At 43.9% G+C, this 26,679-nt stretch carries 25 protein-coding genes; 15 read left to right on the top strand and 10 right to left on the bottom strand.

The features are described 5' to 3' along the window. Window positions 1–53: 53 nt before the first annotated feature. From JXL83_02785 to JXL83_02825, 9 genes are read left to right on the top strand one after another with little or no spacing between them, the layout of a single operon-like run. The gene (locus tag JXL83_02785; protein ID MBN2363037.1) at window positions 54–980 is read left to right on the top strand and encodes a hypothetical protein; all 927 of its coding nucleotides are present in this window, start codon (window positions 54–56) and stop codon (window positions 978–980) included. A gap of 12 nt (window positions 981–992) precedes the next feature. Continuing rightward, on the top strand, window positions 993–2,537 hold the full coding sequence (locus JXL83_02790; protein ID MBN2363038.1) for a hypothetical protein: 1,545 nt from the start codon (window positions 993–995) through the stop codon (window positions 2,535–2,537). 1 nt (window position 2,538) lies between these two features. Then, a complete protein-coding gene (locus JXL83_02795; GenBank protein ID MBN2363039.1) occupies window positions 2,539–5,403 on the top strand; it encodes a tetratricopeptide repeat protein in 2,865 nt (954 codons plus the stop codon). Between the two features lie 39 nt (window positions 5,404–5,442). Next, window positions 5,443–5,856 (top strand): hypothetical protein, encoded by a 414-nt coding sequence (locus JXL83_02800; protein MBN2363040.1) that lies wholly within the window; start codon window positions 5,443–5,445, stop codon window positions 5,854–5,856. A 24-nt stretch (window positions 5,857–5,880) separates the two neighbouring features. Further along, on the top strand, window positions 5,881–6,501 hold the full coding sequence (locus tag JXL83_02805; GenBank protein MBN2363041.1) for a MotA/TolQ/ExbB proton channel family protein: 621 nt from the start codon (window positions 5,881–5,883) through the stop codon (window positions 6,499–6,501). Window positions 6,502–6,504: 3 nt separating this feature from the next. Beyond that, entirely contained in the window at window positions 6,505–7,182 is a 678-nt protein-coding gene (locus JXL83_02810; protein ID MBN2363042.1) for a hypothetical protein, read from the top strand. A 13-nt stretch (window positions 7,183–7,195) separates the two neighbouring features. Then, window positions 7,196–7,807, top strand: coding sequence for a biopolymer transporter ExbD (locus JXL83_02815; protein MBN2363043.1), 612 nt, complete (start codon window positions 7,196–7,198; stop codon window positions 7,805–7,807). Between the two features lie 18 nt (window positions 7,808–7,825). Further along, entirely contained in the window at window positions 7,826–9,676 is a 1,851-nt protein-coding gene (locus JXL83_02820; protein ID MBN2363044.1) for an energy transducer TonB, read from the top strand. Further along, window positions 9,673–10,668: a hypothetical protein gene (locus JXL83_02825; GenBank protein MBN2363045.1), complete on the top strand. Its 996-nt coding sequence runs from the start codon at window positions 9,673–9,675 to the stop codon at window positions 10,666–10,668. Before JXL83_02820 ends, JXL83_02825 begins: the two co-directional genes overlap by 4 nt. Here JXL83_02825 and JXL83_02830 read toward each other — a convergent pair. From JXL83_02830 to JXL83_02875, 10 genes are all read right to left on the bottom strand, one after another. Next, window positions 10,643–11,038, bottom strand: a complete 396-nt coding sequence (locus JXL83_02830; GenBank protein MBN2363046.1) for a hypothetical protein — start codon at window positions 11,036–11,038, stop codon at window positions 10,643–10,645. The two genes, JXL83_02825 and JXL83_02830, sit on opposite strands and share 26 nt — an antisense overlap. Further along, window positions 11,025–11,471: a PTS sugar transporter subunit IIA gene (locus tag JXL83_02835; protein ID MBN2363047.1), complete on the bottom strand. Its 447-nt coding sequence runs from the start codon at window positions 11,469–11,471 to the stop codon at window positions 11,025–11,027. The genes JXL83_02830 and JXL83_02835 overlap by 14 nt, the downstream gene beginning before the upstream one ends. A gap of 89 nt (window positions 11,472–11,560) precedes the next feature. After that, entirely contained in the window at window positions 11,561–12,553 is a 993-nt protein-coding gene (locus JXL83_02840; GenBank protein ID MBN2363048.1) for an iron ABC transporter permease, read from the bottom strand. After that, complete coding sequence (locus JXL83_02845; GenBank protein MBN2363049.1) at window positions 12,550–13,314, bottom strand: ABC transporter ATP-binding protein; 765 nt, start codon at window positions 13,312–13,314, stop codon at window positions 12,550–12,552. The genes JXL83_02840 and JXL83_02845 overlap by 4 nt, the downstream gene beginning before the upstream one ends. After that, window positions 13,301–14,101, bottom strand: a complete 801-nt coding sequence (locus tag JXL83_02850; GenBank protein ID MBN2363050.1) for an ABC transporter substrate-binding protein — start codon at window positions 14,099–14,101, stop codon at window positions 13,301–13,303. The genes JXL83_02845 and JXL83_02850 overlap by 14 nt, the downstream gene beginning before the upstream one ends. A gap of 101 nt (window positions 14,102–14,202) precedes the next feature. After that, window positions 14,203–14,733 (bottom strand): cob(I)yrinic acid a,c-diamide adenosyltransferase, encoded by a 531-nt coding sequence (locus tag JXL83_02855; GenBank protein MBN2363051.1) that lies wholly within the window; start codon window positions 14,731–14,733, stop codon window positions 14,203–14,205. 16 nt (window positions 14,734–14,749) lie between these two features. Further along, a complete protein-coding gene (gene glgA, locus JXL83_02860; protein ID MBN2363052.1) occupies window positions 14,750–16,216 on the bottom strand; it encodes a glycogen synthase GlgA in 1,467 nt (488 codons plus the stop codon). Then, complete coding sequence (locus JXL83_02865; protein ID MBN2363053.1) at window positions 16,216–16,470, bottom strand: zinc ribbon domain-containing protein; 255 nt, start codon at window positions 16,468–16,470, stop codon at window positions 16,216–16,218. Before JXL83_02865 ends, glgA begins: the two co-directional genes overlap by 1 nt. Window positions 16,471–16,620: 150 nt before the next feature. Continuing rightward, a complete protein-coding gene (groL, locus tag JXL83_02870) occupies window positions 16,621–18,261 on the bottom strand; it encodes a chaperonin GroEL (GenBank protein MBN2363054.1) in 1,641 nt (546 codons plus the stop codon). A 12-nt stretch (window positions 18,262–18,273) separates the two neighbouring features. Beyond that, window positions 18,274–18,561, bottom strand: a complete 288-nt coding sequence (locus JXL83_02875; GenBank protein ID MBN2363055.1) for a co-chaperone GroES — start codon at window positions 18,559–18,561, stop codon at window positions 18,274–18,276. A gap of 305 nt (window positions 18,562–18,866) precedes the next feature. Here JXL83_02875 and JXL83_02880 point away from each other — a divergent pair, with 305 nt between their 5' ends. The 6 genes from JXL83_02880 to JXL83_02905 form a co-directional block, all read left to right on the top strand. Then, complete coding sequence (locus tag JXL83_02880; protein MBN2363056.1) at window positions 18,867–19,349, top strand: hypothetical protein; 483 nt, start codon at window positions 18,867–18,869, stop codon at window positions 19,347–19,349. Between the two features lie 8 nt (window positions 19,350–19,357). Continuing rightward, window positions 19,358–21,880, top strand: coding sequence for a VCBS repeat-containing protein (locus JXL83_02885; GenBank protein ID MBN2363057.1), 2,523 nt, complete (start codon window positions 19,358–19,360; stop codon window positions 21,878–21,880). Between the two features lie 344 nt (window positions 21,881–22,224). Further along, window positions 22,225–22,608, top strand: a complete 384-nt coding sequence (locus JXL83_02890; GenBank protein ID MBN2363058.1) for a type II secretion system protein — start codon at window positions 22,225–22,227, stop codon at window positions 22,606–22,608. A gap of 344 nt (window positions 22,609–22,952) precedes the next feature. Continuing rightward, complete coding sequence (locus JXL83_02895; GenBank protein ID MBN2363059.1) at window positions 22,953–24,449, top strand: T9SS type A sorting domain-containing protein; 1,497 nt, start codon at window positions 22,953–22,955, stop codon at window positions 24,447–24,449. 69 nt (window positions 24,450–24,518) lie between these two features. Beyond that, the gene (locus JXL83_02900) at window positions 24,519–26,201 is read left to right on the top strand and encodes a tetratricopeptide repeat protein (GenBank protein MBN2363060.1); all 1,683 of its coding nucleotides are present in this window, start codon (window positions 24,519–24,521) and stop codon (window positions 26,199–26,201) included. A gap of 158 nt (window positions 26,202–26,359) precedes the next feature. Next, on the top strand, window positions 26,360–26,679 hold a 320-nt coding region (locus JXL83_02905; GenBank protein MBN2363061.1), incomplete at its 3' end, for a type II secretion system protein.

A 26,679-nucleotide genomic window follows, 5' to 3' on the forward strand; every position in this document is an offset into this window, starting at 1 on the left:
TGATGGGGGATAAACAACCGATATCTAATCGCATATAGGATTCGGAGGACTCTATGAAAAAAATACAGTATTTAATATTGTTTTTTATTGCGGGTACTGCGCTAAACGCGTCGCCTTTTCTTCAGGGCAACTACATCGATGTACCGAACGCTTATATAATGCCTCATTCGAGCGTTCAGCTGACATCTATTTTCACAGTTTACGATCAGGATTTCACCACAGCAGGCGCAAATTACGAAACTTTTTCGCAGTACATATTCGGGGCTAATCTTTCGGTCGGTTTGTACGACTGGTTTGAAGCGGGAGGAGGTTATCTCGGAACGGATGTTTGGTCGGGTTTTGTCAAGGCGAGAGTGTTAAGAGAAAGCGAAAAATATCCCGCTTTTGCTGTTGGAATCCAGAACATTTCGTCTCACAAAAAAATGTCCGAATTCGGCAGGCATTCTCTCGATTATTACGAATCAAGCCAGAATTTCTCGTTTTACGGAGTGGTGACCAAAGACATATCGTATTATTTCCCGAGGATTCCTGTAATTCTGTCTTTCGGCATCGGAAGCGGCAGATTTCAGGGGGAGAGACCCAGGTCAGAACCTTTGAAGGGCGTTTTCGCCGGCATTGAATTCAGACCGGTGAAAAACCTGAGATTCATAGGCGACATGGACGGAAAAGACTGGAACCTCGGAACTGTATTCAGGGCCAACGACAACATAGAGCTTCTCATGGCGTGGGTAGAGATCGAACAGACATTCGGCGTCAAGTACAGCGTCAGACCTGTTCCCACCGAACAGCAGAAACTAATAATCGGCGTGCAATTCTCATTCGGGCCTTTCTTCGGCAGTAAAGCTCTTTCCGTCAGACGTCAGAGAGAACTCGAGATAATGAGCAATTACCAGAGAGAGCTCGAAGAGATAAGACGTAAAAGAGAAGAGGCTGAGAGAGAGCTCGAAAGACTTCGCAGAATCCTGGAAGAAAGCCAGTAAAGGAATTATAATATGCTTTTTTGTTTGTTCGCTTTCTTTTTTACGGCTCAGGAACAGACTGTTCCTCTTTCGACGGACGAGATATATGAGGTCACCGATTCTGTTAAGACAGAATTAACTTACGAAAGACAGATTCTCGAAGACCTTTACGCCGAAATCGAACAACTGAGGATGGCGGTCGAGATTCCGCCTCCAATCAGCTCAGCCGACTCTCTTTATCTTAGAGGAGCTCTCGGTTGGGCAAAAGTCACTTACCAGAATATCTACAATCACTTCATGTCACCGGACAGCCTTAAACAAAGAGCCATGTACATGTACTGTGTTATTTCCTATCAGCAGTCGGACTACAAAGAAAGTACGGAAAAAGCCGAAGAGTTTCTCCAAACTTATCCGGGAAGCTTATTTTCAGACAACGTATATCTGATTTTGTCTCTGTGTCACTTCTCGGTAGCGGATTTCCAAAAAACGAGGGACTACTGTTCGAGGATTTCGTCTTCTTCTTCCCAGTTTCCTTTCGCCCTCTACATAACGGCGATATCCTATTTCCAGGAAAATAAAAACTCCGAAGGCATAAGTATGGCGAAAGAAAAACTCAACGAAATGGCTTTCGGCATATACTCCGGATACATGTCGGACGAATGGAAATCAAGGGCTCTGATGAGCCTGGCTCAACTGCATTACGAGCTCGGCGAACTCCAGACCTCCTATGAATATTATGAGCTCGCCAAAGACAAAGGTGCGGATCCAAACGCGGCCGATTTCGGGATTGCATGGATTTACATCAAAGTGGGTCTTCTCGACGAAGCCCTCGAAATAATTGAGAACCTCGAAAGGCGCGAAGACATAGACAAAATGTACACGGATGTACAGCTCGCCAAAGCTGCCATTTTAATCCAGCAGGAATCGTACGAAAAAACATTCGATATATATTCAGACATACTTAAAAAGTATTCGAGCAATTACAGTTATGAAGACGTCATAAATGCGGCTTACGAAAACGCCTTGTCCTCGATTGTCATGGAAGATGTGGACGCTACAAGGAATCTTGAGACCAGCCTCGAAAATCTGATCGCCCTTTCGAGAGTTAGAGGCAGGCAAGATGTTGTTGACAGTCTCGAAAAGATAAAATCAAGCCTGAGATTTCAGCAGGAAGTTCTGCACTCGATAGGTTTTCAGATAAATCCTGCCGACCAGGCAGACCTGGATGTCCTCAAGCACAACATCACTTTGATGATCCAGGAGGAGAGATCCAAAACCGAACTGCTGTTGATGGACATAAATTATCTGGAAACAAAACTGCCGTCCCAGCATCTCGGCGCACTCGACAGTATCAAATACAAGCTGACCGGAATATCACTGATGCTGGCCGATATTGAAAACCAAATCGGAGCCCGAGGAGTCACGGAGACTACAAACTGGCTCATTCAGGCGCAATACGGGGCGGGAGTCACTTTTTTCATGATGTACAAGGACGTCGAATCGCAGATATCTGAGATCAAATCGAGAATGCAGACGATAAGATACGAAATCGAAGGATCTCAGGGGACGGACAGATAAAGTGAGAAAGTATTCGGACTCTGTTTTTCTTCTTTTTATGTCCACTGTTGCGTTTTTCCTGTCATCATGCGGACCCGGACGACTGGATCCCGAACAGGAACTTCTTCGCCTCGAGAGCGAAAAAAAACAGCTCGAACTTCTTCAGGAAGAATACATGGACGCCACGGCTCTTTATCTTGAGAACCTGCTTTCTTTTTACCCGAACAATCCCTTCGGAGCAGATGCCGCCCTGAGGCTTTCCGAAATTTACAGAATAAAATCCAAGAGTGAATACGAGCGAAGGATTGATGAGTGGATGACAGGCGGATTTTCCGGACTGGAACCATTCCCTGAGTACGGACGCGCCAAAAATATGTACATGCAGGTTATAACTAAATATGAAGGCATAGACACTGTATCGGCCATTGAAGCGTATTACGCTCTCGCTTCGATACTTGAAGAAGAGGGCAGTGTTGATTCGGCAAGTATAATGTACAGGAAGCTCGTGGAAAGGTATCCCGGAAGCGCGAGGGCACCCGCAGCGTGTTTCCGGCTCGGTCTCTATTATTTCAATTTCAGGCACGAAGGGCTCGGAAAAGTGGATCTCGCCATAGATTATTTCGACAAAGTCCTCGAATATCCTGACGATCCCAATTACGACAAAGCTGTTTATATGATTGGATGGCTCAACAGGGTTGCCGGACCCGATTCTATCCCCGCTTCAATAACCCATTTCCTTTTCCTCCTCGAGATGTCGGCCGAGGAGGGAAGAACGGAACTTGCCGACGAAGCAGTCATGTATCTTGGCTTCGATTTTTCCGAGCTTCCAAACGGCACTATGAGGCTCCGCAGGGTGCTGACCGTTCTTTCGGAGATGCCAAAAGGCGACGAGATCGTCCTCAAACTCGCCGAGACTTTCAAAGAAAAGGTGGATTACCAAAAGGCAATTGAAGCGTACAATACTTACCTCGACATGTATCCGAAAAGTCCTGGTGCACCTTTTGTCCTGCGTGATCTGGCATCGCTTTACGCCGAAGTCGGAGACATGACTCTGGCCGACGCGACAATGGACAGGCTGGTCGAAGATTACGGAAAAGACTGGCAGGTCACTCTTGACAGCACCGGCGACACCGCGAGAGTGTCTTCCACCGACTCACTCATACGTGAAGCGATGCTTTACACAGCCGGAATACATCACAGAAAAGCCATTCAGGAGGGCACGTATGAAGAGTGGTCCACGGCGGCTGAAAGATACGGAAATTTTATAGACCAGTATCCGGATGATCCTGAAGTTTACGGACTTAGATTCGCCCTCGCGGAAGCTTATTACGAAATGGGAAAATATATTGACGCCGCGAACAATTACACTCGTGTGGCTTTCGACGGGACATACGACACTTTGACCTTGCCGGCCGCCTACGAAGCGGTGACGTCCTTCAATCAATGGTATTCGCAGGACAGCTCTTCGGACGAGAGACAGGACAGTATGCTCGTCGCGGCTCAAAGGTACATGGGCGTGTGGGACGAAAGACCCGGCACTGATATTTCAGATCCTGTCAACATTTCGATGTCAATGGGTAAAATGCTTTACGAGGCCGAAAGATACGAAGAAGCAAAGAACTGGTACATGAAAGTCATCGATGATTTTCCTTCTTCGGAAGCTTCCGCCTCGGCGTCGGCGATGATCGCCCAGAGCTACTACAATCTTGGAGACCTGTCTTCTTCTGAAAGCTGGTTCCTCAGAGCCGCCTCACAGTCAAGCGACACGACTTTGTCGAGGCAGGCTGCCCTGATAGCCTTTCAGTCAGCTTCGAATCTTACTGAGACGGACACTATGAAAGCCGCAACTTTCCTCGAAGTCCACGGCAAGTATTCAGACCGCGAAGAAGGGAAAAAAGCGCTTTTCAACGCCGGAGTCATTTTTTTCAACGCCGGTTACGAGACCAGAGCCGTTGAAGTTTTCAGATCTTACATTCGGAATTATGACTACCAGGAAGACAGCCTCCTTTATTCGGCGTACATGAATCTGGCCAACATCGCCATTTCAAAGGCCGAAAGAGCTGACAGCGCGGGTCTTCAAAGCGGAAACCTCTGGAATGAGGCGGCGAGCGCCCTCGAATCATTCACCGCGAGATACCCTTCCTCCCAGGGAACCAAAGACGCCGTGTATTGGACTGGCAAATCGTTTTTCGGGGCGAGGAACTTCCAGGGGGCAGAGAATTCGTTCATGAGAGTTGCCAATGGTACGTCTTTTTCCGAAGAACTCCATTACCAATCTCTTCACAGGCAGGCTTTATCACTGGACAGTCTAGGTTTGAATTCAGACGCTGACAATGTCAGAAGAAGGATATTGATGGATTATTTCGAAGGAGGCAGAGCCGCCGGTGTGTCGCCTTCAGAAATTGAAATGGACATGATAGATGTCGTAGAAATAGATTTTGAGACAATCAAGGGAACTGAACTTTACTGGCCGATTGACAATTCATATCCCCCATACGACGCCGACATGAAGGCTATCGCGGAGAATCTGACGAGAATAGCCGGCCTCAGAGCAGGGCTTTCGACAATAGCGGCTTTGTTCCTTCTCGGCCAGTGCAATGAAGATTACGCGAGAGCTTTCAGGGAAGCAGAGTATGACCCTTCGTGGACGGAAGATGAACAAATATATTTTCAGGAACAGCTGGAACAGCAAGCGCTTCCTTATGAAGATGCCGCGGTCCAATTCTATCTTGCGTCGATGCAGACTGCGGAAAGCAACGGGCTCACTGACAACAGATGGTACCGGGACGCTCAAGAGGCTGTGGAAAATCTTAAAAAATTCAGACCGGATTTGTTCCCTGATGAACAAAACTATGATAGCATCGAAGAAGAAACAACTTCGCCTTAGTTATTCAGCCGGCGAAGAGTTTTCGACAGGCGGAATGTGATGAAAAAAATAATATTTATTTTATTAATGCTCGCCGGAGCCCTCTGCTTTTCGCAGGAGATACCGAGCAGCATCCTTGAGATCGAAGAAATCGAGATAAGGGGGACGGCAAGAGAACCTCTGGTCATAAACATCGCGGCAACGGCTAAAATTGATTTCTCGAATTTCATAATTTCGCAGAGTTTTTCGCGCGAGATCCTGAATCAGGTTTTCCAGGCGAGATCCGAACTCGGAATGATAGGCCGAAGACAGATAACGAGGCCTTATTCCAGGACTTTTCTTTTTTTGGGCGGAGCAGGAACAGCTGCCGGAGTCTATCTATTGTCGAGGGGTGAAAAATCCAGCGCTTATTTTCTGGCAGCGGGCGGAACATTTCTTCTCACATCCGGAATTTTTTATCTGTCTGGCAAGTAATAATATTAAAGGAGGTTGATTCTAATGGCTTTCATCCAGTTTTACAAGAATGGCGGATGGGCTATGCACTTTATCGCTCTTGTAGCTTTGGTATCACTCGGTTTGATAATCGAAAGGCTTGTTTTCCTGATGAGATCAGGCATAAATGCCGATAATTTCCTGCGCATAGTCACTAAAAAACTCAGAGACGGTGATTACAATGGGGCGATAAGGCACTGCGACGGAACCGGAAAACCTCTTTCAAAAATTATCGGTGCCGGCCTGAGAAACTACAAAGGCGACGTGAGGGAGATGCAGAACGCCGTTGATGAAGTTGGTCTCGCTGAAATCCCGAGATTGAACAAGCGCCTGAATTATCTTCCGGTTCTCGCTCAGGTTGCAACGCTTCTGGGACTTCTGGGAACCATAGCTGGTCTGTTGAAATCTTTCGGCGCTCTTTTGACGGCGAGTGCTTCAACCAGAACTTTAGAGCTTATTCAGGGCATATCGGTTGCTCTCAATACAACCTTTTTCGGTTTGCTGGTCGCCATACCCGTTATGCTCTTGCATTCTTTTCTGCAATCCAGGGCAGACGGCATAGTTGACGACATTGACGAATACTCGGTCAGGATTATGAATATGCTTCAGGACATAAAGAAGGATTGACGGATGTCTTACGCCGTATCCAAGGCCGGCCGGAAATACAGACATCAGGAGGGGGTCAATGTCACTACGGTGCTCAATCTTTTTATGATACTGATTCCGGCGCTTTTGACGAGTTTTCAAATAGTTCAGACTTCCATCATGAATCTGGAACTAGCCGGACTCGGAGCCGTCGAAGGAGAAAGCTATTTGCCTCCTCCCACATATTTCATGACGACTATTCTCGCGAGAACTAAAGACGGCAGGATAGTTTGTGAATTGTCCAGATACAGATACGTCGGTGGAGAATCCATAGCCGTTGACACTTTGATCGAAAAAACGCGGTTTTTTGAAGGTTGGGATCAGGCTGACACTTTTATTGGGCAAAAACTCGACTCGCTTTTTATAGAGGCTAAAAAGGAAGTTACGGTTTTTCTGGACTCGACTCCGGAAGTACTTCTTGCCCCTAACTGGAGAGAGATAAAAACCGTTCTCAGGGAAAATCCTCAAGAAGGCGCGGTTATAGACAGCGTTGTCAGCAGACTAAACCTTTTCATACTTATCTCGGTAGACAGCATAGGAGATGCCGTCAGCGGGGAAAGAGTAAATTTGAATGATCTCGTAAACTTCATGAAGATTTCTCAGAAAAACGGTTTTCAAAACAATTACCTTCAGCCTCCTCCCTGGTGGCCTTCAGGATCCTGAAACGGAGAGAACTATGCCAATAGAAACCGACCGGACTTCTGATAAATCGTGGAAATGGTTTCCCAAACCTCCCACCAAAAGAAAGATGATGTTCAGGAAGTCCATTTCGTCTCTCAAATCATCAAACTCATCCAGGGGACCGGGTTCGGAGAGGCAAACTCCAGTCCTTCAACTGACTTCACTCATAGACATGTTCACGATAATTCTAATATTTCTTCTTCTTAATTTTTCGACAGATCCTAATCAGAGCCCTCCTCCAATGGACGTAAACCTTCCGACCGTCATTTCGGAAGAAGAAATTGAAGAGAAAACTCGTGTGGGTGTAAACGTTGTAACGGCGAACAGTTATTCCATCACGCTCGATCAGACTTCGATAATCGAATCGGCTGAAAAAATGCCGGCGAAAACAGACACTTTCATAGCTCCGCTTCTCGACAAACTAAGAGAGACTTACGAGATCGCTATTCAGACTGCGGAAATAAACCAGATTGACCCTGACTCAGTAAAAGTAATAATCCAGGCCGACAGCCTGGCCAGTTATAATCTGATTACTCAGATTGTCAACACCTGCACGATGGCAGGATACAAAAAAGTTTCGGTTATGGTTATAACACCGAAATACTGACGGTTTAAAGGGGGAAAAATGGAAGAGATCAAACTTGCCGTAGTTGTTCAGCAGCAGGGCAAGCGGAGACATTTCGTCGTCGAGAAAGATCTCATCGCCATAGGAAAGAGCGAGGATTGCGAGATTGTGATACAGGAGGACGTTCCCGGGATTTCCGACAAACAAGCTCTTTTCTCATACAACGGCGTGAACAATTCATACGAACTGAGGATCAAGCCGGATGTATTCAGAGGATGGATAAAAATCGGCGAAGACGAGGTGTCTGTAAAGGACATAGCACTGCGTGCGAAGGTGAGAAAAGAAGGTGATCAGATAATTCTTCCTCTTGATCCCGCGAGCAGGGGAAGAATTCAGGTTGGCGGAACAGTAATCGGATACGGTTTTCAGTCTTTTGCCAAACCGCAGGAAAGAAAGACCGAGGGAACCGGTTCCGCAATTTTAACGGGGTGGGTTGAAATTATTCAGGGTGGCAGGTTGAAAAAGTACCTCGTCAAGAATAACCAGGTTTTTCTTGCGGGCAACACGCCCCGTTCAGCTGTCCGCGAACCTTCCATAGAAAAAGAACTCAAGCTGTTCTGTTCTTCTGACAAGCGTTACGTTTTGACCCTTGTCCCCGGTTTCAACGGAGTCATTAACAAGGATGGAGAAAGAATCAGAATTGACGAAGAGTATTTTGTTTCAAACAATATTCTGGAAAAGAAATTCGAACTCGGACCGGGAGACAGAGCCGACCTCAAATACCTGAACAGCTTCATAGTCAGGCTCGGAGTCAGGGAAGAAGCCGTTCCCAGGGAAGCGGTCAAGTCTCCTCTAAAACCTCCCGAACCGGAAGTAAAACCCCAGCCAATAGAAAAAGAACGGGGAAAACCGAAATGGGAGAGATTTAACAACAGGCCTCACGACAGGCTCACCATAGGAGAGCACACCAAGGACAGAAAGCAATTCGCAATATTCGATTTTACGACCGTGGTTTTCTGGGTCTTCTGGATAATATACTCTTTCACCGTAAGAGTTGAAGCGCTCAATATTAACATTGCCACCGCAGAAGAAACATTGAAAAGACTCGAAGAGAGCGATCTTCTCGACGTTTCTATGAGCGAAGACATAGAAAGCCTCAGGCGCGGAACCCTTGGAATGACTACGACCGGAGAGGGCACTGGAGAAGGAACATCCTCGGGTTCGGGTTCAGGATCCGGAAGCGGAGCGGGATCCGGAAGCGGGGCGGGAGGAGGCATCGGCCAGGGCGGGCAGACATCGAGAGTGGCCAGGGGACTGAGAGTTCTCGGCGTCGGATCGGGTCCGATGACCGGACCGATGGGACTCGGCGGCGGAGATGCGAGCATTCAGGATCTGTTGGCCGGAGGTGCTTCGTTGTCAGGCGTCTCCGGAGGAGCGGCTTCTGCGGCGGGGGGAGCAGGAGGACTCGGAGGAGGGGTCACCGGGACAGTTGGAGTCACAGGAGGCACGGAGATATCAACGGGCACTGCGACTGGAGGCGATCTTCAGCATCAGAGAACAGCGGGAGTCAGGGGAGGGACAATTGCCGACCTGACTGGTTCGGCGGCCACCTCGGGCGCGCGAGACGCCGCGGACGTTCGAAGAGCAATAGTCAGGTACCAGGGAAGGCTCAAATACTTTTACGAGAAGGAACTGGAAGTCAATCCTTCGCTTCAAGGAAAGATCGTCGTCAGAATAACGATTTCGGAAGAAGGCTTCGTGTCGAACGCATCGCTTGTCAGCAGCACTCTGGGTTTGCCCTCCTTGGAACAGCAGATATTGTCGGCGATAAGCGGATGGTCTTTCGGTCCGATAGATCCGGGAGGCGGATCATTCACCTTCACTGTTCCTTTTAATTTTTACAGCCAGTGAAATCACTGACAATTATACTTTTTTCGGCGATTCTTGTTTTCTTTTCTGTAAAACAGTCGCTGTGCGCCGTTTTTGTACTCGTCGAACAGGAAGAGCTGGCGATGGAACAAGTGCAGAAATTCATTGATTCTGTTGCCGATCTCGGCGTAGACGGAATAGTCGTGGATGTTTACAAAGACGGCCGGACTTTGTTCCCTTCCGAATATTTTGAGTTTACGTACACGTACGACGTACTCGATGAGATCATTTACTGCGCCAAAATGAAAAATCTTCTTGTTTTTTTCAATCTAGATATTTTCAGGATTTGGACTCAATCGCTTTCGCCTTCCGTCCTTTCTCACATCTTTCACAGGCACAAGGATTGGCTTTTAGCCGACGAAACAGGCAGAAGCATGAGTTCGTATTCTCTCGAAGACCTGAGAGAAAGATTCGGCGTCGAAGGCTATTACGTTTCCCCTTCAAACAGGGAGTACGGGTTTCTGATCTATGGACTGATTCAGGAGCTGTCTGAAAAATACTTCTATTCCGGAATTGTTTTATCAGGTGTATCGGTCCCCGGTTCCAGGTGGTCGTACGATGTTTATACATTAACTGAATTCATGAGAACTAATTATGCAGATCCCAGAGAAGAAGGGCTGTCTGGACTACTCGAGGAAGAATGGAACTGCTTCAACGACGGAGCCTCAGAAAATTTCCTGAAAAGGCTTTTGGCTACAGCCGATTTGAAGGGATATGTCGCTTTGAGACTGGAAAAGGGTTTTATGCCCGCATCACTGATTCAGTCGGATCTCGCGGATATTCTGGTAGCGGATTCAAATTGGGTAACCGCGAAAAATTTTCCGCCTAAAACTCTTTCCGACATGATAAAAGAGAGAGGATCTTCTGAATTCATTGTTCTGGACAACGCCAGAGACATTCTGAGAATAATCGGCTACAAGGAAATGATACGAATCGCAATGGATCAGATCAGGGAAGAGGAGGCCAGAAAATGAATCTCGCGCAGTTCTCGCATCTTTCAACAGAAGTGTGATTTTTTACTCTTTGAAAAACTTCGGCCGGTATTCTGTTTGAACATCCCACGCAGTATCCTTCTCCCCTGTCTTCTCTCACCGGGACAATTGCTCTCGGGATCAGGTCCTGATTGTATTTCTTCATCAGCCGCTGATATTCTTTCATAAGAACAGAAGGGAGTTTTTTAAGCAGTTTTTCTTTCGTGTTTTGAAAATTATTGACTGTGCCTTCGTCGAAACTCATCCCGATTTCCTTCAGTTTTGAGAGATATCTGTCGTTTGAGAGTTCGCTTATGTAAGTCTCCGCGTTGTCTACGGCGAGAAGGATCTCGAGCTGTTCATTCATTGGCATTTTTATACTCCTCGACGAATTCGACGAATTGGGCTGCGGTTTTTATTTTTTTCATTATTTTTTTTGTTTTTACTGTTTTAAAAAATCTAGCGAGTTCGCCGACGATGTCGGAATATTTTACATATTTTCCCGAAGAGTGAAGGTAATACTCCTGAGTAGGCAATACGAGAAGGTAAACAAAGTTAACGGGTGAAATTGAATTTTCCATCTGCCAGGGGAAAGGTATGTCTTTTCCCACGGAAATACCCACCGAGACAATAGGAGAAGAAATGAGATTGATTCTGGCGTGCGGAAAGGCGATGTTTCCTTCCAAAACGAAAGAGTTCATTTTTTCTCTGTCCAAAAGCGCTTTGAGAATAACGCCGTATGGTTCGGCCTTAACGCCTTTGAGCATTTCCGAATACACGCCTTTAGAATTCGCAGACTTTAGCAAAAATACGTTATTTTCATTAATCAGGTGGATGATAAAAAAACCCTTTCTTCATAAACCTTTAATTAAATTATATTTTCTTTTTTTTAATGTCAATGATTTTCTTTACTTTTATTAAACAAGAGAAGATACAGGAAAAAAGGGGCGCCCAAAAGAGCCGTTACTATTCCGACCGGCAGTTCTGCAGGCTGAACGGCTTTTCTGCAGATTACGTCTGCGACTGATAAAAACACGGCACCTGAAAAAAAAGAAGCCGGCAGCATAGTTCTGTAGTCGTGTCCGGAAATATTCCTTTCTATGTGCGGGATTATTAATCCGACGAATCCAATGGGACCGAAAAAAGCGACGGACCCTGCTACGAACAGGCTCACGAAAAGAAAAGAATACTTCTGCAGGGACTGGACGTTCACTCCTCTTGAAAAGCTTATTTCGTCTGCGAAATAAAGGCAGTTGTATGAGTTCATTTTTGACGCGGTGTAAAAAATCAGGGGAACAGAGAAAAGCGCTGTTCCGGCGAGAGTTTTCCAGCTTGAAAAAGCGAGAGATCCGGTCAGCCAGCGGTCCAGAGTTCCTGCCGAAAAAGGATTCGAAACGAAACGCAAAAACGTTATTGTAGATCCGGCGAAAATGCTTAAAGTTATGCCGGCCAAAACGAGGTCGTGTATCGCAAAGGTTTTCTTTCTCGTGGACGCAGTATAAATAAAAACAGTAGTGACGGCTGAAAATACAAGAGAAAAGAATATCCCGGAAAAGGCGAGGGAAGATAAATATGTCGCCGCCAGATAAGCCCCGAGAGCCGACACACTGCTGATTCCGAGAGTGTAGGGCTCTACCAGAGGATTTTTTAAGGTGCTTTGGAGGACGGCTCCTGACAGCGAAAGAGCGCCGCCGAGGAAGAATGCAGTCAGGGCTCTCGGGATCCTGTAATTTAGAAATATTTCCCTTAATACTCCCTCCTTTAAAATGTCGCTCAGTCCTATGTCGACTGAACCTATAAAAGGTGCGGCGGCGAGAACGCCAAATGCAAGTGCGGCGTGCAGAAAAAAGCTGAAAAAAAATTTTTTGCGCGTCAGTATGGTTTTCAACTCGGCCTCGGGAATATTAGAGGGACTCCGTCTTCGTAAACAAGCGCCAATTCTTCGCCGAAAACCGAGCGTACTGTTTTTTCGTCAATGATCTCGCGGGGTTTTCCTTTTGCAGCCAATCTTCCCTCTTTGAGGACTACTATTTCGTCGGAATAGACTCCGGCTAAAGTAATGTTGTGACTTGCCATGAGGATGGTTGTTCCGCAGTCGGAAAGTCGTCTGAGTTTTCTATATATTTCTATCTGATGGGAAATGTCGAGAGAGGCGGTCGGTTCGTCGAGTGCGAGGAACACCGCGCTCTGAGCGAGGCTTGCGGCTATCATCGTCCTCTGGCGCTCTCCTCCGCTCAAGGTCTGAAATTTTCTTCCCGCGATATCTGTAAGGCTGAATTCCTGCATAATCTCCTTTAAAGGCAAGAAGTCTCCTTTACCGGCGAATCCCAAACTTCCGAGCCATGGAAAACGTCCCATGAAAACGGTTTGCTCTACGGTGAAAGGAAGTTCATACGCGGTGAACTGAGGCAGGTACGAGATCAGTTTGGATTTTTCACGGGTGGGTATCTTTCCTATGTCGGACCCGAGGAAAATCACGTTTCCCTCGTCGGGCCTGGAATAACCGACGGCTATTTTGAGAAGAGTGCTTTTCCCGCTGCCGTTAGGACCTATTAAGGCGGTCAACGAGCCTTTTTTTACATGAAGATCGATTTCCCGAAGCGAGAAATTCCTGCCGTAGGAAAAACAGGCTCTTTCAATCTTCAGCATGAACGGCTCTTTCGATTATTCGTCTTATTAGTTTCGCGGATTCAGGGAAGTCGGGACCCGGAACAAGAATTTTTTCGCTGAAACAAACATGAACGTTTCCGTTTACGATTGCGCTGACGCCGGGATAGGAATTTGCCCATCTGCCGGTTATTTCAAGGGAGTCAAAAATTCCAGAACGGCTTGCAGGTCTGAGTTCGATAATGACGTCGGGATCGAGAAGTATAACGGCCTCCCTGGAGATTTCGGGATAGAGAACCGGATTGTCTTTCAGGACGTTGTCACCTCCCGCGATAGAGATGATCTCACCGAGAAAAGTTTTTCCGTTAGCTGACATGAATTTCTCGGGAGATGAGATTTCAGAAGTTATGGCGACGATTACTTTGGGCCGAAACGCGGCGGGACGATACGCTATTTCTTTCACTTCAGCTCTGATAGAAGAGATGAGGCGTTCGCCTTCTTCACTGCAACCGAGAATTTCCGCTATTTTTTGGACGGCTTCGATTATTCCGGAGGTGTCCTCCACGTTAAAACCGAAAACCTGGATGGAGTACTGAGAAAGAAAAGTTCTGAATTGTTCGGGATTTCCGGCGACAAAAACTGCGTCAGGTTCGAGGTATGCTATAAGTTCAAGATTCGGATCAAGTATGCCCCCGACTCTGACGGCTCCGGAACCGGCGAGTTTTTCATCCGACCAGTCGTCTATGCCGATTATATATTTCGAACAGCCGAGGGAAGCGGTAATTTCGGTCAGATTTGGGCCGAGAATTACGATTTTATCGAATTCCATATCCTCCCGGTATCCGGCGGAATCTTCTTTACATCCGGCGGCGAACAACAGCGCCAAAACCGAACATAAGCAGGCGTTAAAAAAAGCAAATCTCTTTAGGTTCACATCTCTATACCGGTTCTGGCTTCAACGCCGTCCCGGAAATAATGTTTGACTTCCTCCATGACAGTGACGAGGTGCGCTTTTTCTATGAATTCCCCTGGCGCATATCTTCCGGTGAAAAGCAGTTCTGTGTTTTCCGGTTTATTTTCTATCAGACCTACAGCTCTTTTCATTTCGATTAGGCCGAAATGAGCGGCGATGTTGATTTCGTCCAGAATGACGAGATCGAATCCGCCTCTGAAAAGATTTTCTTCGGCCATGTACAAACCGTTTTCCGCTCTTTCGAAATCAGCTTCGGAAGGGGACGTGAGGTCTATAAAATCCTTTCCACCGTAAAGGTCAAAAAAAATCTGACCCGAAAATTTTTCGAGAGAAGAATGCTCTGAATAACGAAGGCCTTTCAGGAAGTGTCCGATGTAAACTTTAAATCCCGCCCCCGCAGCTCGAACGGCCAGGCCTATTGCGGCTGTAGTTTTACCTTTGCCGTTTCCCGTGTATATTTGAAAAAGTCCTTTATTTTGTCTGCTCATATTATTTTCATCTTCATCATGACGCAGGAACTGCTTCTCGCGTTATACTTCGGTAGAGATTGTGATATTGAAGCACTCTGTGGTCCCAGGAATGATTTTCCCGCATGCCGTTTTGAAGTATCTTTTTCCACAACTTTTTGTCCCTGTCGAAAAGGGTTATCGCTTTTACGAGCGCGGAAGTGAATTCAATGTCCGAAAAAGGCATGAATTTTACTCCGTTGCCTGTTCCGGTAACGGGATCGAAGTTTTTAACCGTATCGTCGAGACCGCCTGTCGCGTGAACGACAGGTAAAGTGCCGTATTGCAGTGCGAACATCTGGGTCAGGCCGCAAGGTTCGTAACGGCTTGGCACGATAAAAATGTCGGATCCCGCGATTATCTGATGTGAAAGGGGTTCGTCGAAAGCGTTTATGAATTTGAAATTGTTGTAATGACGGGAAATGGCTTCGAAACTGCTTTCGATTTCAGGGTCCCCGGTTCCGAGTACGATCATCTGAATGTCATTGGATAGAATTCCGGGTAAGACCCTGGCGAGCATGTCGTGTCCCTTTTGATGGGCTATTCTCGAAATGGCTCCGATGAGCGGTACTTCGGGATCGGCAATAAAATTCATTTTGTTCTGGAGGCTTTTTTTGCAGTTGGTTTTATCATCAATCGCCTCTTCACTGTAATGACAACATAGAAACGGGTCGGACATAGGATTCCAGAGATTTTCGTCTATGCCGTTCAATATGCCTATCAGTTTATTTCGCTTTTCCTTTAGCAATCCGTCCAAACCGAAGCCGTATTGGGGAGTTTGTATTTCGGCGGCATATCTCGGGCTGACAGTTGTAAGGACATCCGAATAAATTATGCCGGATTTGATCAAAGACATGTTCGAATAGAACTCGAGACCTTCGGTTGAAGCAAATTCAGGCGGAAGTCCGGTCAGGTGAAAATTAGACATGGGATAGTTTCCCTGATATCCCAGATTGTGAATAGTGAATACTGTTTTTGCGTCAGCGAGCTGAGATGGCTTGTAGGCGCCGGATTTTATGAGAGCCGGCACCAGACCTGACTGCCAGTCGTGGCAGTGTATTACATCCACGTTGAAATCAAAGTATTTGGCCATCTGGACGGAAGCGTTGCAGAAAAATATGAATCTTTCGGCGTTGTCGGGATAATCTACGTTGATTTCATTGTAAAGCTCAGGTCTGTCGAAATACTTGTCCTGTTCGATGAAGTAAAATCTGACTGAAGAAGAAGTCTCCAGGTGTTTCAGTATTCTGCAGATGACAGTTATACCTCCGCATACGACTTTGAAATCATCAGCAAGTATCTCGATGTCGAGTTTTTTTTCTTTTGTGCATCTGTAATAGGGCAGAACCACCCTGACGTCGTGGCCGAGTTTGGAAAGGTGTCTCGACAAATCGCCGACCATGTCGGCAAGTCCGCCGGTTTTCGAGTAGGGATAGGCTTCCGATGCGATTTTTAGAATGTGCATCAAGCCTCTGCCTTGCTCTTGGGGCATGTCTTGCAGGTTGAGTCCTTGGATTTCTCGCACGTGGAGGTTTTTTTGTCCTTGTAATCCGTCTTGTAGAATCCTGACCCTTTGAAAACAAGCCCGACTCCGGAGGAGATTATTTTTTTCGCCGTGGATCCGCAAGAAGGGCAAACGGCGTCAGGGGGCGAATTGAAATCTCTGAGAAGCTCGAAGCATTCTCCGCATTTTTCGCATTTATATTCGTATATAGGCATAAATACTCCCTTGGAAGGTTTTGTTTATTTCAAGTTCCATCGCCGAAAAGCGGCTAAGGAAACGTATTTTCTATGATAAGTCAAAAACAGATTTAATAAAAGAAAAAAATGTTTCATAAAACAAAAAAAGGGGGCGAAGCCCCCTTTTTATCAGTACATGTCGCCCATACCTCCCGGAGGCATCTGGGGGGCTTTTTCCTTTTCGGGCTTCTCAGTTATCATCGCTTCGGTTGTAATCAGCAGTGAAGCGACTGAAGAAGCGTTCTGAATCGCGCTTCTGACGACTTTAGTCGGGTCTATGATTCCAGCCTTGAGAAGGTCTACGTATTCGCATTTTTCAGCGTCGAATCCGAAAGAGTTCTCTTTGGAATCTTTCACCTTTTCAACTACTATCGCGCCTTCCCAACCGGCGTTTATCGCTATCTGTTTGAGAGGGGCTTCGACGGATTTTCTTATTATCTCTATTCCGGTGCGTTCGTCGATCTCTATGTCTTTCGAAGCTATCAGCTTATCGAGAGCGGGTAAACACCTTATGAGGGCAACTCCGCCGCCCGGGACAATGCCTTCTTCAGACGCGGCTTTTGTCGCGTGAAGGGCGTCTTCTACTCTCGCTTTTTTCTCCTTCATCTCTATCTCAGTCGCGGCGCCGACGTTAATTACGGCCACTCCGCCGGCGAGTTTGGCGAGTCTTTCCTGAAGTTTTTCCTTGTCGTAGTCGGATTTGGTCTCTTCTATCTGTTTTCTTATCTGCGATATTCTGTCTTTTATCGCCTTTTCCGAACCGTAGCCTTTGATTATCGTCGTGTTGTCTTTGTCTACCTTGGCGGTGTCGCAGGACCCGAGATCCGACAAAAGCGTGTTTTCGAGCTTCATTCCGGCGTCTTCTGAAATGACTTTTCCGCCAGTGAGAATGGCTATGTCTTCGAGCATCGCTTTTCTTCTGTCGCCGTATCCGGGAGCTTTAACAGTGACTACTTTTAGTATGCCGCGGATCTTGTTGACTACCAGAGTGGCGAGAGCTTCACCTTCGACGTCTTCGGCTATTATGAGCAATGGTTTTCCCTGCTGAGCAGTCTTTTCGAGAAGGGGAAGAAGGTCTTTCATTCCCGAAACTTTTTTGTCGTATATAAGGATTGCCGGTTTGTCGAGTACGGCTTCCATTTTTTCAGAGTCCGTAATGAAATAAGGGGAAATGTAACCTCTGTCGAACTGCATTCCTTCGACGATTTCGAGTTCCATTTCGAGGCCTTTTCCCTCTTCGACCGTTATGACGCCGTCTTTTCCGGCTTTGTCCATGGCATCGGCTATTATGTTGCCTATCTCGGCGTCATTGTTGGCCGAAATCCTGCCGACCTGCGCTATCTCTTCTTTGCCTTTTATAGGATTGGACATAGTTTTAAGATTTTCCACCACGGAGCCGACCGCTTTTTCTATACCTCTCTTGAGAGCCATCGGGTTTGCGCCGGCCGTTACGTTCTTTCTGCCTTCTTTGTATATGGCTTCTGCCAAAACCGTAGCCGTAGTAGTTCCGTCGCCTGCGACGTCAGAAGTCTTTGAAGCGACTTCCCTGACCATCTGAGCGCCCATGTTTTCGAAAGAGTTTTCGAGTTCAATTTCTTTCGCAACAGTCACGCCGTCTTTGGTGACGAGAGGGGAACCGAATTTCCTGTCTATCAGGACATTTCTTCCCTTTGGACCCAGAGTCGCCTTGACCGCTTTGGATAGCTTTTCGACGCCTCTGGCAATCGAGTCTCTTCCCTCTTCGCCGAAGAAAATGTCTTTTGCTGCCATTTATACCTCCATTTATCCTTGTATTACTGCGAGAATTTCGTCTTCGTTGAGAATTAGAAAATCTTTGTCTTCGACCGAGATTTCTGTTCCGGCGTATTTGCCGAAAAGAATGACGTCTCCTTCTTTTACCGGCATGGGATCTTCATCTTTTTTAGTGACCTGGGCGACAGACACTACTTTGCCTTTCTGGGGCTTTTCTTTTGCCGTGTCGGGAATAATTATCCCACCCTTTTTGACTTCCTGTTCGTCGGTTCTTTCGACGATGACTTTCCTGTTGACAGGAACCAACTTAACTGCCATAGACATGACCTCCTTTAAGTATATTGTTAAGTTGAACTTCGAACTAAAATTGTTCTATATGCTAAAAGATATTCGAAAAAATAGATATGTCAAGTTTTGCAATTGCAAAAATAAATTATGCAGTTTTTGCAATAACTCACGAAAAGAGCATGGATTTGCAATTTGCGAAAAATAAACTGTTATTTATGTTATGACTTTACATATTATTTACTGTAAATAGCGTTAAGGCGATCACAATCGATGATGACAGATTATTGGCGCATTAATTGCTTTATTTTAGTTGAAAATTCAATCAGGAGGCTCAAATGAAAAAGAAAATTTTGAAATTTTTTTTAATTGTATTTTTTTTGGCATTATTGGCAGTTGTGACAATATCAGCAGATATAGTCTTCAACGACGGATTGTTCTTTAAAAATGCCGTCGCTTCGAGTATTTTCAGTGTCAAAAACGCCGAGGACGAGTACATGTCCATAAACCTCGACAGAACGAGATATCTTGAGTCAATTGTCATTACTAATGCCTACATGGTCCAGAAAGCCGCAGAAGAGTATGCAAGTTATAACGGTGGATATTATCCGGATGGATATGCACATTTAAACCTACCATATAGTAGTATAATCAATCCTTTTGATTCGCTAGGCAATTGGATTATTGATGATGTTCAATATGGTGTTGAGGGAAAAGTAAGTTTTTGCTCTACTTTTGGAACACTGCCGTACACGATTATTGCTGGAGGAAAATACGGAAGAAAAATAATAACTCTCCACAGCTCATACGGCTCAAATTAGGAGGAAACATGTCAAAGAAAACATTATTCATATTCATGTTGATTTTCTCTGCTTTGAACTTGTTTTCTCACAGTGCTCTGTTTGAAGCGAGATATGATGTTTATGGAGATTCGGATTTTTATCAGGTAAAATATAGAGACATTTGTTTTTTGGTCGAAGATATAGACAATGACCAATTGGCCGATGTGATAATGATAAATCCATTATCCGGGAAATTTTTGTTCCTGATAAACCAGGGAAATTACGATTTTTCAAGGCATGAGTTCATTGCTCCAGGAGGAGTGAGGTTCGCCGATATAGGCGATATAGACGAAGACAATGATCTGGATATTTTATACGTTCCACTTACAAAAAATTATTGGGATACCCCAGACACAATTTTCATATACAAAAACGACGGAAACTACAATTTCAGTTTTGAATCTTGTATTACTGAATCCTTGACTTTTTTTTGTGGTTTTAAACTTGGCGACCTGGACAATGACGGGGACAATGATATTTTTACAATGGTTTACCCAGCTAGATCCTTTATATATAAGAACGATGGGGCAGGTCATTACAATTTTTATGATTCTTTAGTTATAGGAGATTTTTGGTTATCTCTAATAGATATCGAAATTGCCGATTTAACAAATGATTCTTATGATGATGTTATGTTTTATAATTTCGGTTTGTCTCCAGACGGATTGTTTGTTTTAAGGAACAACGGGGCTGGATCATTTATTGTTGATTCGTTTTATGAGTTTCCTTTTCCACACATAGATAATGTCATAAAAGTGACCGATGCCGACGGTGACGGAGATAACGACGTATTTCTCTATGGATGGGTCACAGACAAGTTGATATACATGATAAACAACGGAAACGGGAAATTCACATCATTGGATTATTTCGGTTTCGATTTTTTTACACAAAATTTTTATATAACTCCTCTGATGAATGATTTCACGAGGTTTTATTTTACAATGAGATCTGAGCAGGATTATTACAGCTATAAAAGGAAAGTTTATCTTTTCAAGAATTATCTATTGGATCCGATGACTCTTTTCGATGAATTCGTTTCCTGCGAATTCCCCATGAAGTTAGGAGGAGGAGATTTCGACGGTGACGGAGACATAGATTACTGCGTCGTAAACTTCAAATCCGGGTTGCTGTCTATAATACAGAACAGAGGAGACGGCAAATTCGTAAAACCTCCTCAGTATCAGACCGGACTATACCCTCAGAACATCGTAGCCCGTGATTTTAACGGAGACGGGGTAAACGATGTGGCTACAGCCAACGGCGGATCAGATGACTTCACTGTTCTTTTCAACGACGGACAGGGCGGGTTTTTCAACAGACTTTCATATCAGAGCGATTCTTCCCCCAACGGTATTTGCTCTGGTGATTTCGACGGTGACGGGGATCAGGATGTAGCGGTTGCTAATTATTCTTCTGATAATGTAAATATTTTTTCCAACAGCGGATATGGAACATTTTCCTCGGCCGGTCAATATTCGTTCGGAACAGATCACACAAATCCTTTCGACATAAACTGCGGAGACCTTGACGGTGACGGATATCTGGACCTCGTCGTCTCTCTCCAAGGAAGTTCTGAGATCTCTCTCCTGACCAACGATGGAAACGGCAATTTTACAGTGGACACATTTTACGGGACCGGACAATCGCCATGTGAGCTGGTGATTGAAGACTTGAGCGGCGACGGCTTTTTCGACATACTCGTAGTAAACGAGTTTTCAAACACAGTCAGCATATTCACCGGCGACGGGCAGGCAAGGTTTACTTTGGGGGATTCTCTGACAGGACTCTGTAATCCCACTGGTCTTGTTGTCTGTGATTTTGACGGGGATTCTCTCAAGGACATAGTTGTCTCAAGTGCATATTCCAATTCAATACAGGTTTTCAAGAACCTCGGTTCGGGAAATTTCTCAGAATATTTTGAGATTAGAACAGGTTTTGAGCCATGGGGTATAGAATGCGCCGATGTGGACGCCGACGGGACAAAAGATATTGTCACAGTCAACTTCAAGACTAACAATTTGGCCGTGCATTATGGAAACGGCGACCTGACATTTTCCGAGGCCGAATTCTATGGAGTTGACAGTGCCCCCTCCTGTATGGTCTTAGGGGATTTCAACGGAAACGGCGGTGTGGACGTAATAACAGGACATTACACGAGTGACAAGATTTCAGTTCTTCTCAGCGAAATAACTACAGGCGTAGGTGAGTCGCCCGGTTACGACAATGGAGACGGCGGCATAAAATTTGAACTGCTCACTCCAAATCTTTCGCCGGGTAATTTTGATTTAAGGCTGGTTATATCGGGCAATTCCCATGTCACAGTAGAGATATACAATATTCTCGGACAGAAAGTGAAAACGATAGTCGAAGGAAATCTAACCGCGGGAACACATTTGTTCAGGTGGGAAAGAGACGACGATAAAAATGTGAGGGTTTCTGACGGAGTTTATTTTATCCTGATGAGATCGGAAAATATAACAGATATAAAGAAGATATCGCTGATCTAAAGTGTTTAAAAAACCGCATACCATGATTTTAAACGCCTTTAAAAAAATATTGCAATTTTTTTACCAAAAGAGTAATATCTACGCTATGAGGAAGGAAAGCGTGTTGAGTTATCACTATGATTATGGTCTTATAAATGAACACCATGAAAACATGTCGCATAATTATGAATATTGGAGCAGGCAAAATGCAATAATATGTCCGGTAAATTGCAATATGCGAGAAGAAATTTTTAGTTGTGTATTTCCAAGTGTCGGTAATAAGCATTTTGTGTATTTAACCAATTATGGCACAAGCATTGCTTGAAAAGCGGTATGAATATAGAATTTAGCAAAGGAGGTTTAGAATGAAGAAAGGATTTTCACTGATCGAACTGATGGTCGTTGTGGTCATCATCGGCATTCTCGCCGCGATAGCCATACCGAACTTCATCAGACTGAGAGACAGGGCGAAAGAGTCTGAAGTAAAAGCCAATGCCCACACATGCCAGCTTGCAGCAGAAGAGTATTCAACAACAGCAGATGGAAATTATTGTGATGGTTTTGCTACTTTGACTCTTCCTTCGAATATCAAGAATCCGTTTGCTGCTGGCGCCGCTGTTGTCGATGATGCTGCTCCGGGAGAGGGAGAAGTTTCATATCAACATGGTGCCTTTGGTGCTTCAGCATACACAATTGTGGGTGGTGGAAAGGGCGCAGTGCCAATTATTACCCTTTCTCCCGGACAGTAATCGATCAGTTCAATGAAAAAAGGGGAGATAAAATCTCCCCTTTTTTTGTTTCTTAAGTACAACCCTTGAATTTTACATTTTATATAATAATCGGTAAAAACGTAATTTACAATTAAAATTGCTTGACAAAAGTTTAGTTTTATATATAATCACGATATGTTAGATTTCATGAACTCTCTCTCTCTCTCTCTCTCTCTGCCGTTGCGTAGTTTACGGCAATGTTCTATTAAAAGATATTTAAGGAATTTTTCCATAAAAATATATCCGGTTAAACCAAGAGCTTCCAACCACAAAGTTTATCTACTTCCGTTCAATAATTTATAATTCTAAATTTGGAGGTTAAAGTGGTTTGGTTTATTTTAATATTAAATCTTTTTAATATTTCTACAAAAGATGCTTGTGTGGGGCTTGATTATTCGTGGTCAATATCAGGTCAGTATAATTATTTTGGAGGATATAGATGGAACAATGGTTACGCAAGAACTTTTCCAGATCTTGCATACGATATTGATAAATATTTGAATAGTTATATTATAACAGGATATACAAGTAGGCCAAGACCAATTAGTCCTGCCTTTCCAAGGAATGGTCTTTACTTAATAGTGAATGCAAGACCTGGTCTTCAAATGAATCCTCCAACTATATATCCATATATAGGATTTGATCATGAAAAGTATTATTCTTCTGTTGTATTAGAAAGCGGCCATTTTTTATCAGCAGGTATATATGATTTTGGAGATGGACAAGGTAGAATTTGTGAAGTAAATGAGAACAACGAACCAACTAGTTTTAATAAGTATCTCATTGATGAGATTAATGAGATAAGTAAAATTGAATTTGGTCACGATGATTACTATGTTATTGTTGGTAAAAATTACTATAATGGTCAAATTTGCCTTCTGAAGGATGATTTTCAAGTTAAATACGAGCAAGATCTGGCTTATAGTACAAATTATTGCACATATGCGTATGATATCGCCGTTTTAAATGACAGTGGGTATATTGTTGTCGGCTCTGGCTCAAGGGCAATAATCAAACTGAATTCTGTTTTGGATACAATCTGGACAATATCCGGCGGTGGAAATGCGATCTGCCTTACAAACGACGGTGGATTTGCTGTTACTAGTAATTCTTCACCACAACCTATTGGTTATATATCAAGATATGATTCATTAGGTCAGATAATTTGGTCAAAAACAGACACTGGAAAGTATTATTTTGATTTGGCTTACGATAGTATTATGGCTAAATTCGTCGCAGTCGGGAATGTTGGTTTTGATAGAGACAGCGTATATATTGTATCTTTAGATTCAACAGGTCAAGAAATCGCTTCTTATACTTTTACAGGAACGAGTAATTCTGGTGAAGAAGTTAGAGCTACATCAGTTTTGAATAATAGCGGCAGTTTTATCATTGTTGGATTTTTATATCAAATTTCTCCAATAAAACCTTATTATCAGAATGATTCGATGTCTAATGATGTATTTATTTTATCATGGAATTCTAATGAGGATATCGTTCCATTAAATCATTTTATTGATCAAAATAAGTTGAATGATATTAAATCTGACAGTACTTTTACTTTCAATGTTTCAATTTTACATGAAAAGGAAATTTTGATTTCGTTTTCTCTTGAAAATAGCGCAAATGTAAATATTGATATATACAACGTAGTTGGTCAAAAAATTGGCAACATATTCTCAGGAAATATTATCGCCGGCCAACACAATTTTAGGTATTATCAGAATGCCAATGACTTGAACTTGAGTAAAGGTGTATATTTTGTAAGAATTAAGCTAAATGGTTTACCATATACAAGATCTTTTACTTTATTTCACTAGTATAAACATCATGTGAAAAAAGGGGAGATTTCATCTCCCCTTTTTTTATTTTCGTAGTATAATTTCTCAGTGAAAAAAAATATCGTATTTATCTTCATTCTTATAATTGTCCCGATAATTCTCTATTTTCAAACTCTAAAGTTCGGATATGTCAACTGGGACGACTCTTATCTACTTGTGGACAATGCGTCCTTCTTTGAAAAACCTTCAAACATTTTCGCTTCTTTTACAAAAGATTTGTCTCTTTCGACCAATGACCAAAATAAAATATTCTACAGGCCGTTAATGCTCGTGTCTTACGTCATTGAATACCAGTGGGCAAAAGAAAATCCCCGGTCATATCATTTGACAAATGTCATTTTTCATATAGTTTCGACCCTTTTGCTGTTCTTTTTCCTCCGGCAGTTGAAAGTTTCTGAAAGGTCAAGTTTTTTTCTGTCCCTGATTTTCTCTGTCCATCCCTTGACGGTCCAGTCCGTGGCGTGGATTCAGGGCAGGAACGATTCTCTTCTTTTGATTTTTCTCCTTTTGTCGCTTATATCCCTTGAAAAATTGAGAAAAAAATTCTCTTGGCTCATCCTGACTTCACATTTTTTGGCATTTTCAGCGGCACTCCTGACAAAGGAATCAGCTCTGTTATTCCCTGCCGTATATCTGGCTTATTTGGCCTTGGTCCAAAAAGAAAAAATTTTTACGAAAAGAAACGCCCTTTTATCTGCGGGTTGGTTAGCAATTACAACCTTATGGTTTTTCTTCAGAAGTATGGTTATACATTTAGGATTCAGAGGATTTTACTCGGTTAAAGATATGGCTCTCGGAATTCTAAGTTATTCCGGAAAGCTTGTCTTTCCGTTTGATCTTTCTCCTTACCCTGTACCGGAAAATGTCTTTCCGATTTACGGTGTGCTTGTCTTGTCATTTATAGTGCTATTGGTTACTTTTAGAAAGATCAGGGATAAAAGTAAATTTTACTTCGGAGCATTATGGTTTCTGTCGTTGATAGGTGTAACTTTCGCAAGAGGTTTTACGACAGCAAGTTTTATAGAAACGAGAATTTATCCAGCCCTCCCGGGGGTTATGCTGATGATGGCTGAAATTGATCTCGGAAAAATATTGTCAAAGTATAAGTACGTGTTCTTTTTGTTCTTATTTGTACTTTTTTCTTCGGTCACTTATGTCTATTCGAAGGTTTACAGGGATCCTCTTTCCCACCAGATATTCGCTGTAAAATCCTCTCCAAACTCGTGGGTGACAAGACACAATCTCGCCCTTGAATATTTGAGAATTGGAAGGACCGACTTTGCCTACAACCAGATCAAGAGGGCTTATTCACTCAATCCACAGAATTCAACCCTTAATGCAAATTATGCCTTGATTTTGGAAAAGATGGAAATGACAGACAGCGCTCTTTTTTATTACAAAAAAGCGTTGTCTATAAATCCTCAAAACCTGAACGCTTTTAATAATACGGGGCTTATATATTATAATAATGGTGAATACGACAGCGCCCAGAGATATTTTTCAGACGGATTGTTAATTTACTGCGGGGACGCAATCATGCACTTCAATTTGGCTAACACTTTTTTTATGAAAAAAGAATTCGGGTCTGCTAAAACAGAGTATTTAACGGTCATCGAACTGGATCCAACAAATAAAGAAGCTTTGAAATATTTGAGTTACACTTATAAAGAACTCGGTTCAAATGATTCTGCTGAATATTACGAAAAGCTCTTTAATGAATCTTATCCCTGATATATATTTGCATTTTGCAAAAATAATCTGTCGGTTCGCATTCTGCGAGCCTTTTTTTTCATGTAAATTGCCATATTACACAAAAATGCGACTTATCAAACCAGATTAACTTGGAATGAAAATTGCTTATTAAATATCGGCAATTATTCAAGGAGCTTATTATGAAAAATAAAGGATTTTCCCTAATAGAACTGATGGTTGTCGTCGTAATAATAGGGATTCTTGCCGCCGTTGCGATACCGAATTTTGTCAGGCTTCGCGACAGAGCAAAGGAAGCAGAAATAAAATCCAACGCACACACCCTCCACCTTTCCGTGGAAGAATACTCGACATCTGCAGACGGATTTTACATAGACGAAGCTAACATGGCGTCTCTGTCAATGCTCGGAAGCCTTAAAAATCCGTTCAATCCCTCTGGAGCGGCTTGGTCGCCGGACGCTCCCGCCGAAGCAGGGTGCGTAAGCTACGATCACGACGG

This window comes from candidate division WOR-3 bacterium (genome assembly GCA_016934535.1).
Lineage (GTDB): Bacteria > SDB-A > SDB-A > SDB-A > SDB-A > JAFGIG01.

Bases quoted from the DNA above. Each gene is read 5' to 3' on its own strand.
- groL (MBN2363054.1), bottom strand. From the start codon at position 18,261: ATGGCAGCAAAAGACATTTTCTTCGGCGAAGAGGGAAGAGACTCGATT.
- JXL83_02785 (MBN2363037.1), top strand. From the start codon at position 54: ATGAAAAAAATACAGTATTTAATATTGTTTTTTATTGCGGGTACTGCG.
- JXL83_02805 (MBN2363041.1), top strand. From the start codon at position 5,881: ATGGCTTTCATCCAGTTTTACAAGAATGGCGGATGGGCTATGCACTTT.
- JXL83_02890 (MBN2363058.1), top strand. From the start codon at position 22,225: ATGAAGAAAGGATTTTCACTGATCGAACTGATGGTCGTTGTGGTCATC.
- JXL83_02800 (MBN2363040.1), top strand. From the start codon at position 5,443: ATGAAAAAAATAATATTTATTTTATTAATGCTCGCCGGAGCCCTCTGC.
- JXL83_02820 (MBN2363044.1), top strand. From the start codon at position 7,826: ATGGAAGAGATCAAACTTGCCGTAGTTGTTCAGCAGCAGGGCAAGCGG.
- JXL83_02855 (MBN2363051.1), bottom strand. From the start codon at position 14,733: ATGAGCAGACAAAATAAAGGACTTTTTCAAATATACACGGGAAACGGC.
- JXL83_02865 (MBN2363053.1), bottom strand. From the start codon at position 16,470: ATGCCTATATACGAATATAAATGCGAAAAATGCGGAGAATGCTTCGAG.
- JXL83_02875 (MBN2363055.1), bottom strand. From the start codon at position 18,561: ATGGCAGTTAAGTTGGTTCCTGTCAACAGGAAAGTCATCGTCGAAAGA.
- JXL83_02880 (MBN2363056.1), top strand. From the start codon at position 18,867: ATGAAAAAGAAAATTTTGAAATTTTTTTTAATTGTATTTTTTTTGGCA.
- glgA (MBN2363052.1), bottom strand. From the start codon at position 16,216: ATGCACATTCTAAAAATCGCATCGGAAGCCTATCCCTACTCGAAAACC.
- JXL83_02830 (MBN2363046.1), bottom strand. From the start codon at position 11,038: ATGCCAATGAATGAACAGCTCGAGATCCTTCTCGCCGTAGACAACGCG.
- JXL83_02815 (MBN2363043.1), top strand. From the start codon at position 7,196: ATGCCAATAGAAACCGACCGGACTTCTGATAAATCGTGGAAATGGTTT.
- JXL83_02850 (MBN2363050.1), bottom strand. From the start codon at position 14,101: ATGGAATTCGATAAAATCGTAATTCTCGGCCCAAATCTGACCGAAATT.
- JXL83_02885 (MBN2363057.1), top strand. From the start codon at position 19,358: ATGTCAAAGAAAACATTATTCATATTCATGTTGATTTTCTCTGCTTTG.
- JXL83_02790 (MBN2363038.1), top strand. From the start codon at position 993: ATGCTTTTTTGTTTGTTCGCTTTCTTTTTTACGGCTCAGGAACAGACT.
- JXL83_02845 (MBN2363049.1), bottom strand. From the start codon at position 13,314: ATGCTGAAGATTGAAAGAGCCTGTTTTTCCTACGGCAGGAATTTCTCG.
- JXL83_02810 (MBN2363042.1), top strand. From the start codon at position 6,505: ATGTCTTACGCCGTATCCAAGGCCGGCCGGAAATACAGACATCAGGAG.